Raw genomic sequence first — 13,659 nt, 5'->3', positions numbered from 1 at the left:
CCCCAAACGCCAAGGACAAAGATCATGAGCGACGCGACCGAGACTTCCGGCCCGATGCTAGCCGCCGACGGGCGGCCGCTGAAGGCGAGCCTCAACCGGGCTCTGCGTCGGCAGAAATTGCGCGCCCTGATGCTGATCGCGCCGCTTCTGATCTTTATCCTCGTGGCCTTCATCGCGCCGATTGCGGACATGCTGTTCCGCTCGGTCGAGAACGGGATCGTCGAGGAAACCCTGCCGCGGACCGTCGAAGCGATGGACGAGTGGGACGCCGATGCCGAACCCGTGCCGGGGGAAGAGGTCTATTTCGCTCTGTTTCGCGATATGTTCGTGGCCTCCGAAAAGAAGATCCACACGCGGCTCGGCTCGCGGCTCAACTACGAGACGACGGGGATTTCGTCGATCTTCCGGCAATCTGGCCGCGAGGTCGAGGACATCGCCGAAATCTATGAGGATCAGTTCGACGATCTGAACGAGAACTGGACCGAAGAAATCTTCTGGGCCGAACTCATGGGCGATCCCGACTGGTTCGCCGAAGCCTCGGCCACCGAGGACGGTCCCGGCCCCGATTTCGTGCTGAAAGAGGGGATGGAGGACCGGCTCCCGCTGACGACCGAAGCCTATCTGGCTTTTGCCGAATTCACCCAGACCGAGGACGAGGACAATCCGGCGTCCGAGAATGTCTGGCCGCTGGTTCACGCCATGCTCTATCACGACCTCACCGGGGATGCCGCGATCGACGGTTACACCGGGTTCGGGTCGGAGGAGTTGCAGGCGGCGAAAGAGGCGGTCGCGGAATTCGAAGCCGTGAACTACAAGCAAGCCTTCCTCGACATCGACGAGGACTGGGGCAGCGCGGATGTGATGCAGACCATCAAGGTCTACTCGCCCACTTATACGCCCGGCTACTTCCTGACCGCCGTCGATCTGCAACTGAACCCGGAAGGGGTCGAGGCGCAGCCGGACGATCAGGCCATCTACCTCAAGCTGTTCTGGCGCACGGTCTGGATGTCGCTGACCATCACCGTGGCGACGATCCTTCTGGGGTATCCGGTGGCGTTCCTGCTCGCCAACCTGCCGATGCGCGTGTCGTCGCTTCTGATGATCCTCGTGCTCCTGCCGTTCTGGACCTCGCTGCTCGTGCGGACATCGGCCTGGAAGGTGCTGCTGCAACAACAGGGCGTCATCAACGACGTGCTCGTCTGGTCCGGGCTGATCAACGAAGCCGGGCGACTGGTGATGATCAACAACCAGTTGGGCACGATCATCGCGATGACGCACATCTTGCTGCCGTTCATGATCCTGCCGCTCTATTCGGTGATGGCGACCATTCCGCCCAGTTTCGTGCGGGCGGCGAAAAGCCTTGGCGCGACCAACGTGACCGCCTTCCGTAGGGTCTATTTCCCGCAGTCGGTGCCCGGGATCGGGGCGGGGTCGATCCTCGTCTTCATCCTCGCCATCGGCTACTACATCACCCCCGCGCTGGTCGGCGGCACGACGGGTATCTTCATCTCGAACCGGATCGCCTATCACATCTCGTCCAGCCTCAACTGGGGTCTGGCGGCGGCGCTCGGGACCATCCTTCTTGCCGCGGTGCTCATCCTTTACTGGGCCTATGACCGGATCGTGGGCATCGACAATGTGAAGCTGGGGTAAACCATGACGGACGCGACTGTGAACGACACCGGCGACGAGCTGATCCTGGACAAGGGCGAGCCGCCCATGTGGGGCTTCACCGTCCCGGTAGTGGCCGTCTTCGGGGGCTTCTTCGGCTTCCTCGCGGGCAACACCAACGACGCGGGCCTGATGGGCTTCATCCTCGGCCTGATCTACGGCGGCGCGCTTGGGTTCATCCTGAACAGCTTCGTGCCGAACCGGACGGCCGGGCGCTGGGTGGTGATCGGGCTGACCGCCGTGCTCGGCTTCGTCCTCGGAAAATGGGGCGGGGCCGCCGCAGGCGCCATCGTCGGCGCCGTGATGAGCTGGGTCGCCTACTGGATCGGGCGCGGGCACTACCGGGACGGCGTGCCGATCTACGCCACCGCCGGTCAGACCCTGTGGCACAACACCTATCTGTTCATCTGCGGCTTCATCTTCTTCTTCCTGATCGCGCCGATCCTCACGATCATTCCGCTGTCGTTCAACGCCGAGAACTTTTTCACATTCACGCCCGAGATGCTGTCGCTCAGCCCCGAAGGCTACAGCCTGAAACACTATCAGGACTTCTTCACCAACTCGGACTGGCAGAGCGCCATGTGGAACTCGCTCAAGATCGCGCCGATGGCGACGATCCTCGCGGTCGGGTTCGGGACGCTGGCGGCCATCGGTCTGAGCCAGCCGCACGTCCCGTTCCGCCGGGCGATCATGGCGATCCTTATCAGCCCGATGATCGTGCCGCTCATCATTTCGGCCGCCGGAATGTATTTCTTCTACAGCCGCGTGAACCTTCAGGGCACCTATCTGGGGGTCGTGCTGGCCCATGCAGCACTCGGTATCCCCTTCGTCATCATCACCGTGACCGCGACGCTCGTGGGTTTCGACCGGTCATTGACGCGGGCCTCGGCCAACCTCGGGGCGGACCCGGTGACCACGTTCCTGCGCATTCAGATGCCGCTCATCCTGCCGGGCGTGATCTCGGGCGGCCTGTTCGCCTTCATTACCTCGTTCGACGAGGTGGTCGTGGTGCTCTTCGTCGGGTCCGCGCAACAGAAGACGTTGCCATGGCAGATGTTCATCGGTCTGCGCGAGCAGATCAGCCCGACCATCCTTGCCGTCGCCACGATCCTTGTCGTGATTTCCATCGCGCTGCTCACCACCGTCGAGCTTCTGCGCCGCCGGTCCGAGCGGATGCGGGGCCTCGCGCCGAGTTGATCGCAACGGTTTCTTAACCTTTCTGACGCATGCCGTTCACCATGGGGCGGGGGGCCTTGAAGCCCCCCGGAACCATGACTAGGCTCTTGTAGACGAGCCGTCCGGCTCGCACGAACGGGCCGTCCGGCCCAGGGAACAGTCAGAGGCAGGCGACCATGAAAGACCCCATTGATACTTATATGAACACCCTCGTACCGATGGTCGTGGAACAGACCAGCCGGGGCGAACGGGCCTATGACATCTTCTCGCGCCTGCTGAAGGAGCGGATCATTTTCCTCAACGGACCGGTGCACGACGGCATGTCGTCGCTGATCTGCGCGCAGCTTCTGTTCCTCGAGGCCGAGAACCCGTCGAAAGAGATCGCGATGTATATCAACTCGCCCGGCGGCGTGGTGACATCGGGTCTCTCGATCTACGACACGATGCAATACATCCGGCCCAAGGTGTCGACCCTCGTGATCGGTCAGGCGGCGTCGATGGGGTCGCTTCTGCTGACCGCAGGCGCGCCGGGGATGCGCTTTTCGCTGCCCAACAGCCGGATCATGGTGCACCAGCCCTCGGGCGGCTATCAGGGTCAGGCCACGGACATCATGATCCACGCGCAGGAGACCCAGAAGCTCAAGGACCGCCTGAATTCGATCTACGTCAAGCACACCGGCCAGAAGCTCAAGGCCGTGGTGGACGCGCTTGAGCGTGACAATTTCATGGACCCCGAACAGGCGAAGGACTGGGGCCTGATCGACGAGATCCTGGAATCGCGCGGCGACGCGCCGGAATAGGATTGTTTCGCCCCCGCGACCGTGACCAGAATCGCATTGCGGGGGCAGGGACGCTGCCCTAGACTTGGGCAAACCAGGATGGAACGGCCCTAATTATGGGGCAATGAGGAGCGGGGCATCGGCCCCCGAAAGGCGATATGGCGAACAATTCCTCCGGTGGTGACAGCAAGAACACCCTCTACTGCTCGTTCTGCGGGAAGAGCCAGCATGAGGTGCGAAAGCTGATCGCGGGTCCGACGGTGTTCATCTGCGATGAATGCGTCGAGCTCTGCATGGATATCATCCGCGAGGAAACCAAGGGTTCCGGGCTGAAATCGACCGACGGTGTGCCGACGCCGCAGGAAATCTGCGGGGTTCTGGACGACTACGTGATCGGTCAGTCCCACGCGAAGCGCGTGCTCTCGGTCGCGGTGCACAACCATTACAAACGCCTCAATCACGCCGCCAAACACGGCGACGAGATCGAACTGGCGAAGTCCAACATTCTGCTGATCGGCCCCACGGGCTGCGGCAAGACTCTGCTCGCGCAGACGCTCGCCCGTATCCTCGACGTGCCCTTCACCATGGCCGATGCGACCACGCTGACCGAAGCGGGTTACGTGGGCGAGGATGTCGAAAACATCATCCTGAAACTGCTTCAGGCGTCGGAATACAATGTCGAGCGGGCGCAGCGCGGCATCGTCTATATCGACGAGGTCGACAAGATCACGCGCAAGTCCGACAACCCGTCCATAACCCGCGACGTGTCGGGCGAAGGCGTGCAGCAGGCGCTTCTGAAGATCATGGAAGGCACGGTTGCCAGCGTTCCGCCGCAGGGCGGCCGCAAGCATCCGCAGCAGGAATTCCTGCAAGTGGACACGACGAACATCCTGTTCATCTGCGGCGGCGCTTTCGCCGGTCTCGACCGGATCATCGCGCAACGCGGCAAGGGGTCGGCCATCGGCTTCGGTGCTGACGTCAAGGACGAGCAGGCTCGCAAGATCGGTGAAGTGTTCCAGGAACTCGAACCCGAGGATCTGCTGAAATTCGGCCTGATCCCGGAATTCGTCGGCCGTCTGCCGGTGATCGCGACGCTGGAAGACCTTGATGAGGACGCGCTGGTCACGATCCTGACGCAGCCGAAAAACGCGCTGGTCAAGCAATACCAGCGCCTGTTCGAGATCGAGGATGCCAAGCTGACCTTCACCGACGACGCGCTGCTGGCGATCTCGAAGAAGGCCATTCAGCGCAAGACCGGCGCCCGCGGCCTGCGGTCGATCATGGAGGACATCCTGCTCGACACGATGTTCGATCTTCCGGCGCTCGAAGGTGTGGACGAGGTCGTGGTGAACGAAGAGGCGGCGAACACCGACGCCAAGCCGCTCATCATCTATGCCGAGGACCGCAAGGAAGGCGCCAGCGCAGGCTGAGGATCGCCGAACCGAGAGTTTTCAGGGCCACCCGAAGCCGGGTGGCCTTTTTCGTGGGAGAGAACATGGACCGCAAACACATCACTTCCGGCTCGCCCTTCGAAGCGCAGATCGGCTATTCCCGCGCGGTTGCGGTGGACGGCTGGGTCTTCGTCTCGGGGACGACCGGCTACGACTACGCCACGATGGAGATGCCCGCCGACGTGGCGCAGCAGGCCGCCAACGCGCTGGCGACCATCGGCAAGGCGCTGGCCGAGGCCGGAGGGAGCCTCGACGATGTCGTGCAAGTGAAATACATCCTGCCCGACGGTAACGATTTCGAAGCCTGCTGGCCGGTTTTGTCCAAGGCCTTCGCGACCGCGAGACCCGCCGCGACGATGATCGAGGCCCGGCTGATGAACCCCGAAATGAAGATCGAGATCGAAGCGGTCGCGCGGATCAGTCGGTAAGCGAGACGAGGATCGTCCGGGCGCGATCCGTCACACCGTCCGCCAGCCGATCCCATGCCACCATCACCTTTTCATAGGCCGAAGCTTCGCCTTCGGTTTCCTGCGAAAAGGCGCCGAGGTCGGCGTAGGCCTGCATGGTGTCGTCGGTCATGTGGCGCGCCGATACGGTGACCACTCTGGCCCCCGAAATCTGAATATCGCCGGTGTTCAGCCCGGTTCCGCCGAGCTGGAAGGCGCCGATGAGAACCGCACCTGCGGTCAGGGCACCCAGATTGTGAAACTCGAACATTGGGGTCTCCTTAAAAATACAGATAAAATACAGGAAAAACTTGCGCGACAATCTTGCCCAAATGATGGCATTGTCGCGAAAATTGAACGAAACGGTCCAGCGGCGTCCGCTTGGCGACCTTCGGCCCAGAGCGGCCAATCGGGCTGGACCTTCCCGGGTGTTTGAGCCATACGGGAAAGGCAATATCGGAGGCATCCCATGCGGTTCATCCTGTCCCTTCTGACCTGGTGGCACGAAGAAACACTCGGCACCCGTCTCTACACCTGGCGCAAAGGCGTGAAGGTGGGCGAGGACGCGCAAGGAAACGAGTTCTACCGCAACAAGGACGACAGCAAACGCTGGGTCTGCTACGCGGGCGAACCCGAGGCGAGCCGCATTTCCGCCGACTGGCACGGCTGGCTGCACCGCACTTTCGACGACAACCCGGCGAACAGCCCGCTGGCCCACAAGGATTGGGAAAAGCCGCACGTGGACAACATGACCGGCACCGCGCTGGCCTATGTGCCCGCCGGGTCCATCCGTCGTGAAAAGCCCGTGGAACGGTCCGACTACGAGGCGTGGCAGCCGGAATGAGCCGCCCCGCGCGGGGTCTGGGGGATCACGCATGATAAGCCGCAGCGAGATTGCCGAAACCGTCACCGGCGGCATCGTTCTGGCCTTGGCGATCGGGTTCCTGATCTACGCGGGCGGTGCGATCGGCTGGTTCGGCGCAGGCGATGCGACCCAGAACTATCGCGTGTCGCTGGTGTCGGCCAAGGGCATCAACGTGGGCTCGGACGTGCGCGTCGCGGGCGTCAAGGTGGGCCGGGTCAGCTGGCTCGCCCTCAACCCCGAAACCTTTTCCGCCGAGACCGAACTGACCGTGGACCCGAAATTCGCCTTTCCCGAAGACAGCCTTGCCGTCGTGTCCTCCGAAGGGCTGCTCGGCGGCAATTACGTCGAGATCATTCCGGGCAATTCCGCCTTCCCGCTCTCGACCGGCGAGCGGTTCCGCACGGCGGCGCCCGACATGAACCTCATGGATTTCATCATCGACCAGCTTGGGAGGCAGTGATGCGCCTGACCTTGGCCCTTGTTGCCGCAGTGCTGATAGCCGCGGTCCCGACGCTTGCTCAGGATGACGGGCAATTCGAACCGCTCGACGTGATCGAAGGCGAACCGCCCATCGACACGCCCGAGGATCAGGTGTTCGAAGAGGACGTGCCGTTCGACGAATATGGCAACCCAATCGACCCCAACGCACCCCTGCGCGAGGGCGAGGGGGACACGGTTACGACCGTGCAGGAAGGCCCGGAAGTGACGCAGGGCACCGGCGCGGTGCTGCGTGGGCTCGACAAGCTCGCGGGCACGTCCATCGACCTGAACCTCGCCACCGGCGAGACCGGCGAACTGGGCTGGCTACAGGTGACGATGGCCGAATGCCGCTATCCCAACGACAACCCGCAGGGCGACGCGTTCGCCCATCTGGTCATCCGCAACGGAAACGACGAAGAGCCGCTGTTCGACGGTTGGATGATCGCCTCGTCCCCCGCACTGTCGGCGCTGGATCACTCGCGCTTCGACGTCTGGGTGATGAACTGCACCACCGAGTGAGGGTCGGGCAGGGGGCGCGACAGTATGTCGGCCTCGCCGTCCGAAAGCGCGGCCTCGAGCATGGCGTGATAGCGGGCACGCGGCACCTCGATGCCGCCGAGCGTGGCCAGATGCTTGGTGATGAACTGCGTGTCGAACAGGGTGAAACCGGTCTGGGCGAGGTGAACCACCAGCGTCGCCAGAGCGATCTTCGACGCGTCCCGGCGGCGTGAGAACATCGACTCGCCGAAAAACGCCCGGCCCAGCGTGACACCGTAGACCCCACCGACAAGCGCCTCGCCCTCCCACAACTCGATGGAATGGGCGCGACCCATGGCGTGCAGTTTGCGGTAGCCGTCGAAGATCGTGGGGTTGATCCAGGTGGTCTCACGGTCCGCGCAGCCCTCGACCACACCCTCGAAAGCCTCGTCGAGCGAGGCCCGGAACGGCGCTTTGCGGATCGTTCGGGCAAGCGAGCGGGACAGGCGGAACCCGTCCAGAGGCAGGATGCCCCTGAACCGGGGGTCGACCCAGAACACGGTATCGTCGCCCGCGTCTTCGGCCATCGGAAAGATGCCCGAAGCATATGCGTGCAGGAGAATTTCGGGTGTCAGCCTGTCCCTGGGACCGGCCATTCCGTCAGCTCATATTCTCCGCCAGCCAGTGCTCCAGCCAGTGGATGTCGTAGTTGCCGGTGAGGATGTCTTCCTCGCCCAGGAGCGCGTGGAACAGCGGAATGGTCGTTTCGATCCCGTCGATCACCAGTTCGCCAAGCGCGCGGGCCAGCCGCGCCAGCGCCTCGGGCCGGTCGCGGCCGTGGACGATGAGCTTCCCGATCAGGCTGTCGTAATAGGGCGGAATGGAATAACCGTCGTAAAGCGCCGAATCCATACGCACACCCAGACCGCCGGGGGCGTGATACTGGGTGATCTTGCCGGGGCTGGGCGAGAAGTTGGGCAGCTTCTCGGCATTGATGCGGATCTCGATGGCGTGGCCGTTGATCTGAAGATCGTCCTGCGTGAAGGACAGGCCCAGACCTTCGGCGACGCGGATCTGTTCGCGCACGAGGTCGACGCCGAAGATGCCTTCGGTCACCGGATGCTCGACCTGAAGCCGGGTGTTCATTTCGATGAAATAGAACTCGCCGTCTTCGTAGAGAAACTCGATGGTGCCCGCCCCGGCATAGCCCATCTCGGCGATGGCGTCGGCGCAGATGCCGCCGATGCGCGCCCGCTCTTCGGGGCTGATCGCGGGGCCGGGGGCCTCTTCGAAGACCTTCTGATGGCGGCGCTGAAGCGAACAGTCCCGCTCGCCCAGATGGACGCCGCCGCCCTTGCCGTCGCCGAAGACCTGCACTTCGATATGACGGGGCTTCTGGAGATACTTCTCCATATAGACTTCGTCGTTGCCGAAGGCCGCCTTGGCCTCGGACCGGGCGGTGCGGAAGGCGTGTTCCAGCTTGGCCTCGGCCTCCGCCACCTTCATGCCGCGGCCACCGCCACCGGCGGTTGCCTTGATGATGACCGGATAGCCCATCTCGGCCGCCACCTTGCGGGCGGTCTCGATATCGGGCACGCCGCCGGCGGAGCCGGGAACGACCGGAATGCCGAGCTTTTCGGCGGTTTCCTTGGCCGTGATCTTGTCGCCCATCATGCGGATATGCGCGGCGGAGGGACCGATGAAGGTCAGGTCGTGATCCTCGACGATCTGCACGAAGTTGGCGTTCTCGGACAAAAAGCCGTAGCCGGGATGGATCGCCTGCGCGCCCGTGACTTCGCAGGCCGCGATGATCGCGGGGATATGCAGGTAGCTCTGGCTGCCGGAAGCCGGGCCGATGCAGACGCTTTCGTCGGCCATGCGCACGTGCATCGCGTCGGCGTCAGCGGTGGAGTGGACCGCCACGGTGGCAATCCCCATCTCGCGGGCCGCGCGAATGACGCGAAGGGCGATTTCGCCCCGGTTGGCGATCAGGATCTTGTCGAACATCCGAAACCCTTACTCGAGGATCATCAGGGGCGCGCCGTATTCCACGGGCGACCCGTCTTCGACCAGTATGCGTTTGACCGTGCCCGCGCGCGGGGCGGGGATCTGGTTCATGGTCTTCATCGCCTCGACGATGAGAACCGTGTCCCCCTCGGCCACCTTGTCGCCGACCTTGACGAAGGCGGCCGCACCGGGTTCGGGCGAGAGATAGGCGGTGCCGACCATCGGCGAGGTGACGGCGCCGGGATGCTTGGCCGGGTCGTCCTCGCCACCCGACGACGGGGCGGGCGCGGCTGCGGGGGCTGCGGGTGCATGGGCGGCGGGGGCCGGGGCCGGCGCGGGGGCTGCCGCGAACTGGGTCACGACTTGTCCGCCACGGGCCACGCGGACGTTGAGCCGGTCGGCCTCGCCGTATTCGCGTTTCACTTCGAGTTCGGTGAGGTCGTTCTCACGCAGAAGCTCGGCAAGGGCCTGAATGAAGGCCACGTCGCTATCATGGGAATTCTTGGTCATACCGTCCTCGAGCCTGGTTCCCCCATCTGTCGCGGGGGCATATCACTCCTGCTTATAGGACGGCAGGCGGGGGGAGAAAAGCACCCCCATGCGTTTTGGTCGGAATAGGCGGTACGAAACAGGGGCCGACGCGCGGGTGGCGACGGGCCGGAAATGGCGCTCTTGGGTCAGTCGGCCGTGTCGTCGCGCACCGCTTCGGTCTTGTCGGCACCGGCGGCCTCATCGGCGGCGGGCGGTGTTTCGGCTTCGGCCTGCCCCTGCACGGCGGGGGAATCGCGTTCCTGCGACCGTTCGGCCTCCATCCGGGCGAGTTTCTGTTTCAGATCGCTTTCGACTTCGAGGAGGCTTACCTCGAACGACGGGGGCGGTCCGGCGGGCCGCTGGCCCTGCGCCACGGCGCGCCGTAGCGCGATGATGTCGCGCGATGCGCTGGCCTGACTGTCCTGCTCCGGGTGATCGCGTGCTTCCGACCGCGCGTCCGACAGGGTCGGCTTCGCGCCGATCTTGTGGATGGCCACGGGTCGCACGTCATGCACCGGCATCGCGAATGCGGCTTTTGCGCCCAAGGGGGCTGGTCCGGAAATCTCCATTTCCATGCTCCGACTACGGTGCCCCCACCGTATGCGTGTTCGCATACTTTGCCTGCCAGCTGCCCTTGTCCACAGAATCCGGCGTGGGTGGTTAACTGTTGGTTAACGGGTCGGGGTCAGGGCGGAGCGGTAGAGATGCGTCAGAAAACGGCGTGCATCGTCGAAATGGTCCGTGTTGCCGGTTTGCAGGATGCCCCGCACCTGAATGTCGAAATCGGCATAATGCTGCGTCGTCGCCCAGATCGAGAAGATCAGGTGGTGGGGGTCGACGGATGCAAGTCGTCCGGCGTCGGACCACGCCCGGATGACCTTGGCCTTTTCGTCCACCAGCTCTTTCAGCTCGCCGGTAATCATGTCCATGATCCGGGGCGCGCCCTGCACGATCTCGTTCGCGAACAGGCGGCTTTCGCGCGGCAGTTCCTGCGCCATGTCGAGCTTTCGCAGCGCATATGCGAGGATTTCCTCGACCGGATCTCCGGCCTCGTCGAGCGCGCGCAACGGCTCCAGCCAGTCGGTCATGAGGTGAGAGAGCAACTCGCCGTGGATCGCCTCTTTCGACGGGAAATAATATAGCAGGTTGGGCTTCGACAGCCCCGCCGCCTGCGCGATCTGATCCAGCGTCGCCCCCCGGAACCCGTGCTGCGAGAACACGTCGAGAGCAGCCTCGCGAATGGTTTCGCGGTTCCTGCGCTGGATGCGCGTGACAGGCTTGGCTTGGTTCATCGATGTCTCCGTGGTCCCGGCCGGAAGGATAGATTGCATGGATTTGACCAGATGATCAACGACTACGGGACTTTACGGACTGGCGCGTGGCGCGGTGGACGCATAGGCTCTGCCGTCGGGAGGACGACGATATGAACCTGGCATTGTGGTTGGAGCGGGTCGCGGCGGTGCATGGCGACCGGCCGGCGTTGTTCACGGGCGAGACCTGCGTGGCCGACTACGCGGCCTTCCGCGACCGGGCTGCGGGCGTGGGCGCGGCGCTGACCGAGCGGGGGATCGCGCCCGGTGACCGGGTGGCGATCTTCATGAAGAACGTGCCGGAATACCTGATCGCGCTTTACGGCATCTGGGTCGCGGGGGCGGCGGCGGTTCCGATCAACGCCAAACTCCACCCTCGCGAGGCAGCCTATATCCTCGACGATTCCGGGGCACGGGCGGTGTTCGCGACCGACGGGCTGGCCCAAGGGCTGGCCGAGGCGACCGCCGTGCCGATCATCGCGATGGACGATCTGTCGGCGATGGCCGTGCATGCGCCACGTGCCATCGCGCCGCGCGCGGGCGACGACCTTGCGTGGCTGTTCTACACCTCCGGCACGACGGGCAGGCCCAAGGGCGTCGTGCTCACCCACGAAATCCTACAGGTCGTGTCGCTGTCCTATCTCGCCGATGTGGACGAGGTATCGGCGGAAGACGGGGCTTTCTACATGGCCCCGATGAGCCACGGCGCAGGGCTTTACGCGCTGGTTCACGTGCTCAAGGGCGCGCGTCACATCTGTCCGGCCTCGGGCGGCTTCGAGCCGGCGGAATTGCTGGATGCCGCGCGCCGGATGGGACCGCTTCACATGTTCATGGCGCCGACGATGGTCCGGCGGATCACCGATGCGGCCAGCGCGGCGGGGGACCGGGCCGAGGGGATCAAGACGATCGTCTACGGCGGCGGGCCGATGTACGTGTCGGATATCGTCGAGGCGGTCGACTGGTTCGGGCCGAAGTTCGTGCAGATCTACGGGCAGGGGGAATGTCCGATGGGGATCACGGCCCTGTCGCGCGACGAGGTGACGGACCGCACGCACCCACGCTGGCGCGAACGTCTTGCCAGTGTCGGCCGCGCGCAATCGGTGGTCGAGGTGGCCATCGGCGACGCGGAGGGAAACCCGGTTGCACCCGGCGACACGGGCGAGATTATGGTGCGGGGGCGGGTGGTGATGCCGGGCTACTGGCAGAACCCCGAAGCCACCGCAAAGACGATCCGAAACGGCTGGCTGATGACCGGGGACATGGGCACTCTCGACGCAGACGGGTATCTGACGATGAAAGACCGCTCGAAGGATGTCATCATCTCGGGCGGGACCAATATTTATCCCCGCGAGGTCGAGGAGGCGTTGCTCACCCACCCCGCCGTGCGCGAGGTGTCGGTGATCGGCAGGCCGAGCGCGGAATGGGGGGAGGACGTGGTCGCCTTCGTCGTCGCGACGGGCGTGGACGAGGCGGCGCTCGATGCGCATGTCCTTGCACAAATCGCGCGTTTCAAGCGGCCAAAGGCATATTTTTTCACCGATGACTTGCCGAAAAACAACTATGGCAAGGTTCTGAAAACCGAGCTGCGGGAGCGGCTGAAGGAGATGACTTGATGACTTCACTGACCGGAAAAACGGCGCTTATCACCGGATCGACCAGCGGGATCGGGCTGGGCATCGCGCTGGAACTGGCCCGCGCCGGGGCGCGCGTCGCGCTCCATTCGCTGCCGGGCGACAAGGCCGCCGACGAGGCCGTGAAGCAGGTGCAGGCCGCCGGATCGCCGGAGGTGAAGTTCTTCGGCTCCGACGTGTCCAAGGCGCAGAATGTGCGCGACCTGATGGAAGAGGTCGAAGGCTGGGGGCCGATCGACATCCTCGTGAACAACGCGGGCATTCAGCACACCGCCCCGATCGAGGATATGCCGGACGAGAAGTGGGACGCGATCATCGCGATCATGCTGTCGGCCTGCTTCCACACGATGAAGGCGGCGCTGCCGAAGATGGCCGAACGGGGCTACGGCCGCGTCGTGAACATCGCCTCGGTTCACGGGCTGGTCGCGTCCAAGGAAAAGACGCCCTACGTCGCGGCAAAACACGGGCTTGTGGGGCTGTCCAAGGTGGTGGCGCTGGAATACGCCTCGAAGGGTGATCCGAAAAAGGGCGGCGTGACCGTGAATTGCATCGGGCCGGGCTTCACCGAGACCGCCCTGATCGAAAGCCAGATTCAGGCGCGGGCCGATCTGCACGGTGGCGACCGGGACGAAGGCATTGCGGACCTTCTGTCGGAAAAACAGCCGTCGCTGCGCATGACGCAGACCTCGGACCTTGGCGCGCTCGCCGTGTTCCTGTGCTCGGACGCGGCCCACAACCTGACCGGCGTCACGATCCCGGTGGATGGCGGCTGGACCGCGCAGTAACGATTTCATTGAACCGAAACGGGTGCCCGTCGCACTCTCTCCCATGAAAG

The 13,659-nt window shown here is 64.0% G+C and carries 16 protein-coding genes; 10 read left to right on the top strand and 6 right to left on the bottom strand.

The genetic code is table 11. The features are described from left to right. Nucleotides 1-24 precede the first annotated feature (24 nt). The 5 genes from RB2654_RS08075 (at nt 25) to RB2654_RS08055 (ending at nt 5,505) form a co-directional block, all read left to right on the top strand. Nucleotides 25-1,653, top strand: a complete 1,629-nt coding sequence (locus RB2654_RS08075) for an ABC transporter permease (RefSeq protein ID WP_008330330.1) — start codon at nt 25-27, stop codon at nt 1,651-1,653. Between the two features lie 66 nt (nt 1,654-1,719). Next, complete coding sequence (locus tag RB2654_RS08070; protein WP_040885556.1) at nt 1,720-2,868, top strand: ABC transporter permease; 1,149 nt, start codon at nt 1,720-1,722, stop codon at nt 2,866-2,868. Between the two features lie 155 nt (nt 2,869-3,023). Further along, nucleotides 3,024-3,647 carry an ATP-dependent Clp protease proteolytic subunit gene (locus tag RB2654_RS08065; protein ID WP_040884587.1) on the top strand — a complete coding sequence of 208 codons (624 nt, stop codon included), beginning with the start codon at nt 3,024-3,026 and terminating at the stop codon, nt 3,645-3,647. A 137-nt stretch (nt 3,648-3,784) separates the two neighbouring features. Continuing rightward, nucleotides 3,785-5,056 carry an ATP-dependent Clp protease ATP-binding subunit ClpX gene (gene clpX / locus RB2654_RS08060; RefSeq protein ID WP_008330326.1) on the top strand — a complete coding sequence of 424 codons (1,272 nt, stop codon included), beginning with the start codon at nt 3,785-3,787 and terminating at the stop codon, nt 5,054-5,056. A gap of 65 nt (nt 5,057-5,121) precedes the next feature. Beyond that, nucleotides 5,122-5,505 (top strand): RidA family protein, encoded by a 384-nt coding sequence (locus RB2654_RS08055; protein WP_008330324.1) that lies wholly within the window; start codon nt 5,122-5,124, stop codon nt 5,503-5,505. Here RB2654_RS08055 and RB2654_RS08050 read toward each other — a convergent pair. Beyond that, nucleotides 5,495-5,794 carry a hypothetical protein gene (locus tag RB2654_RS08050; RefSeq protein WP_008330322.1) on the bottom strand — a complete coding sequence of 100 codons (300 nt, stop codon included), beginning with the start codon at nt 5,792-5,794 and terminating at the stop codon, nt 5,495-5,497. The genes RB2654_RS08055 and RB2654_RS08050 overlap by 11 nt on opposite strands. Before the next feature lie 198 nt (nt 5,795-5,992). Here RB2654_RS08050 and RB2654_RS08045 point away from each other — a divergent pair, with 198 nt between their 5' ends. Genes RB2654_RS08045 through RB2654_RS22855 form a run of 3 tightly spaced genes read left to right on the top strand, consistent with a single transcriptional unit; the run spans nt 5,993 to nt 7,387 of the window. After that, a complete protein-coding gene (locus RB2654_RS08045) occupies nt 5,993-6,367 on the top strand; it encodes an NADH:ubiquinone oxidoreductase subunit NDUFA12 (RefSeq protein WP_008330321.1) in 375 nt (124 codons plus the stop codon). Between the two features lie 31 nt (nt 6,368-6,398). Then, the gene (locus tag RB2654_RS08040) at nt 6,399-6,848 is read left to right on the top strand and encodes an MlaD family protein (RefSeq protein ID WP_008330320.1); all 450 of its coding nucleotides are present in this window, start codon (nt 6,399-6,401) and stop codon (nt 6,846-6,848) included. Then, nucleotides 6,848-7,387, top strand: a complete 540-nt coding sequence (locus tag RB2654_RS22855) for a DUF2155 domain-containing protein (RefSeq protein WP_008330319.1) — start codon at nt 6,848-6,850, stop codon at nt 7,385-7,387. The genes RB2654_RS08040 and RB2654_RS22855 overlap by 1 nt, the downstream gene beginning before the upstream one ends. On the opposite strand, the gene aat is transcribed toward RB2654_RS22855, so the two are convergent. The 5 genes from aat to RB2654_RS08010 form a co-directional block, all read right to left on the bottom strand. Continuing rightward, nucleotides 7,342-8,001, bottom strand: a complete 660-nt coding sequence (aat, locus tag RB2654_RS08030) for a leucyl/phenylalanyl-tRNA--protein transferase (protein ID WP_040884584.1) — start codon at nt 7,999-8,001, stop codon at nt 7,342-7,344. The genes RB2654_RS22855 and aat overlap by 46 nt on opposite strands. 4 nt (nt 8,002-8,005) lie before the next feature. Beyond that, a complete protein-coding gene (accC, locus tag RB2654_RS08025) occupies nt 8,006-9,352 on the bottom strand; it encodes an acetyl-CoA carboxylase biotin carboxylase subunit (protein WP_008330317.1) in 1,347 nt (448 codons plus the stop codon). A gap of 9 nt (nt 9,353-9,361) precedes the next feature. Beyond that, entirely contained in the window at nt 9,362-9,862 is a 501-nt protein-coding gene (gene accB / locus RB2654_RS08020; RefSeq protein ID WP_008330316.1) for an acetyl-CoA carboxylase biotin carboxyl carrier protein, read from the bottom strand. Between the two features lie 167 nt (nt 9,863-10,029). Next, entirely contained in the window at nt 10,030-10,452 is a 423-nt protein-coding gene (locus tag RB2654_RS08015) for a hypothetical protein (RefSeq protein ID WP_148912474.1), read from the bottom strand. Nucleotides 10,453-10,554: 102 nt separating this feature from the next. Beyond that, the gene (locus tag RB2654_RS08010) at nt 10,555-11,175 is read right to left on the bottom strand and encodes a TetR family transcriptional regulator C-terminal domain-containing protein (RefSeq protein ID WP_008330313.1); all 621 of its coding nucleotides are present in this window, start codon (nt 11,173-11,175) and stop codon (nt 10,555-10,557) included. A 131-nt stretch (nt 11,176-11,306) separates the two neighbouring features. Here RB2654_RS08010 and RB2654_RS08005 point away from each other — a divergent pair, with 131 nt between their 5' ends. Both RB2654_RS08005 and RB2654_RS08000 read left to right on the top strand, forming a co-directional pair. Continuing rightward, nucleotides 11,307-12,806, top strand: coding sequence for an AMP-binding protein (locus tag RB2654_RS08005; RefSeq protein ID WP_008330312.1), 1,500 nt, complete (start codon nt 11,307-11,309; stop codon nt 12,804-12,806). Then, on the top strand, nt 12,806-13,609 hold the full coding sequence (locus tag RB2654_RS08000; RefSeq protein ID WP_008330311.1) for a 3-hydroxybutyrate dehydrogenase: 804 nt from the start codon (nt 12,806-12,808) through the stop codon (nt 13,607-13,609). Before RB2654_RS08005 ends, RB2654_RS08000 begins: the two co-directional genes overlap by 1 nt. The last annotated feature ends 50 nt before the right edge of the window (nt 13,610-13,659 follow it).

Origin of the sequence: Maritimibacter alkaliphilus HTCC2654 (assembly GCF_000152805.1) — a bacterium.
GTDB classification, from domain to species: Bacteria; Pseudomonadota; Alphaproteobacteria; order Rhodobacterales; family Rhodobacteraceae; genus Maritimibacter; species Maritimibacter alkaliphilus.
This window is presented reverse-complemented; position numbering and strand designations above follow the sequence as displayed.

Excerpts from the sequence above, each read along its gene's own strand:
- RB2654_RS08075 (WP_008330330.1), top strand. The coding sequence starts at position 25 with ATGAGCGACGCGACCGAGACTTCCGGCCCGATGCTAGCCGCCGACGGG.
- RB2654_RS08070 (WP_040885556.1), top strand. The coding sequence starts at position 1,720 with ATGTGGGGCTTCACCGTCCCGGTAGTGGCCGTCTTCGGGGGCTTCTTC.
- RB2654_RS08065 (WP_040884587.1), top strand. The coding sequence starts at position 3,024 with ATGAAAGACCCCATTGATACTTATATGAACACCCTCGTACCGATGGTC.
- clpX (WP_008330326.1), top strand. The coding sequence starts at position 3,785 with ATGGCGAACAATTCCTCCGGTGGTGACAGCAAGAACACCCTCTACTGC.
- RB2654_RS08055 (WP_008330324.1), top strand. The coding sequence starts at position 5,122 with ATGGACCGCAAACACATCACTTCCGGCTCGCCCTTCGAAGCGCAGATC.
- RB2654_RS08050 (WP_008330322.1), bottom strand. The coding sequence starts at position 5,794 with ATGTTCGAGTTTCACAATCTGGGTGCCCTGACCGCAGGTGCGGTTCTC.
- RB2654_RS08045 (WP_008330321.1), top strand. The coding sequence starts at position 5,993 with ATGCGGTTCATCCTGTCCCTTCTGACCTGGTGGCACGAAGAAACACTC.
- RB2654_RS08040 (WP_008330320.1), top strand. The coding sequence starts at position 6,399 with ATGATAAGCCGCAGCGAGATTGCCGAAACCGTCACCGGCGGCATCGTT.
- RB2654_RS22855 (WP_008330319.1), top strand. The coding sequence starts at position 6,848 with ATGCGCCTGACCTTGGCCCTTGTTGCCGCAGTGCTGATAGCCGCGGTC.
- aat (WP_040884584.1), bottom strand. The coding sequence starts at position 8,001 with ATGGCCGGTCCCAGGGACAGGCTGACACCCGAAATTCTCCTGCACGCA.
- accC (WP_008330317.1), bottom strand. The coding sequence starts at position 9,352 with ATGTTCGACAAGATCCTGATCGCCAACCGGGGCGAAATCGCCCTTCGC.
- accB (WP_008330316.1), bottom strand. The coding sequence starts at position 9,862 with ATGACCAAGAATTCCCATGATAGCGACGTGGCCTTCATTCAGGCCCTT.
- RB2654_RS08015 (WP_148912474.1), bottom strand. The coding sequence starts at position 10,452 with ATGGAGATTTCCGGACCAGCCCCCTTGGGCGCAAAAGCCGCATTCGCG.
- RB2654_RS08010 (WP_008330313.1), bottom strand. The coding sequence starts at position 11,175 with ATGAACCAAGCCAAGCCTGTCACGCGCATCCAGCGCAGGAACCGCGAA.
- RB2654_RS08005 (WP_008330312.1), top strand. The coding sequence starts at position 11,307 with ATGAACCTGGCATTGTGGTTGGAGCGGGTCGCGGCGGTGCATGGCGAC.
- RB2654_RS08000 (WP_008330311.1), top strand. The coding sequence starts at position 12,806 with ATGACTTCACTGACCGGAAAAACGGCGCTTATCACCGGATCGACCAGC.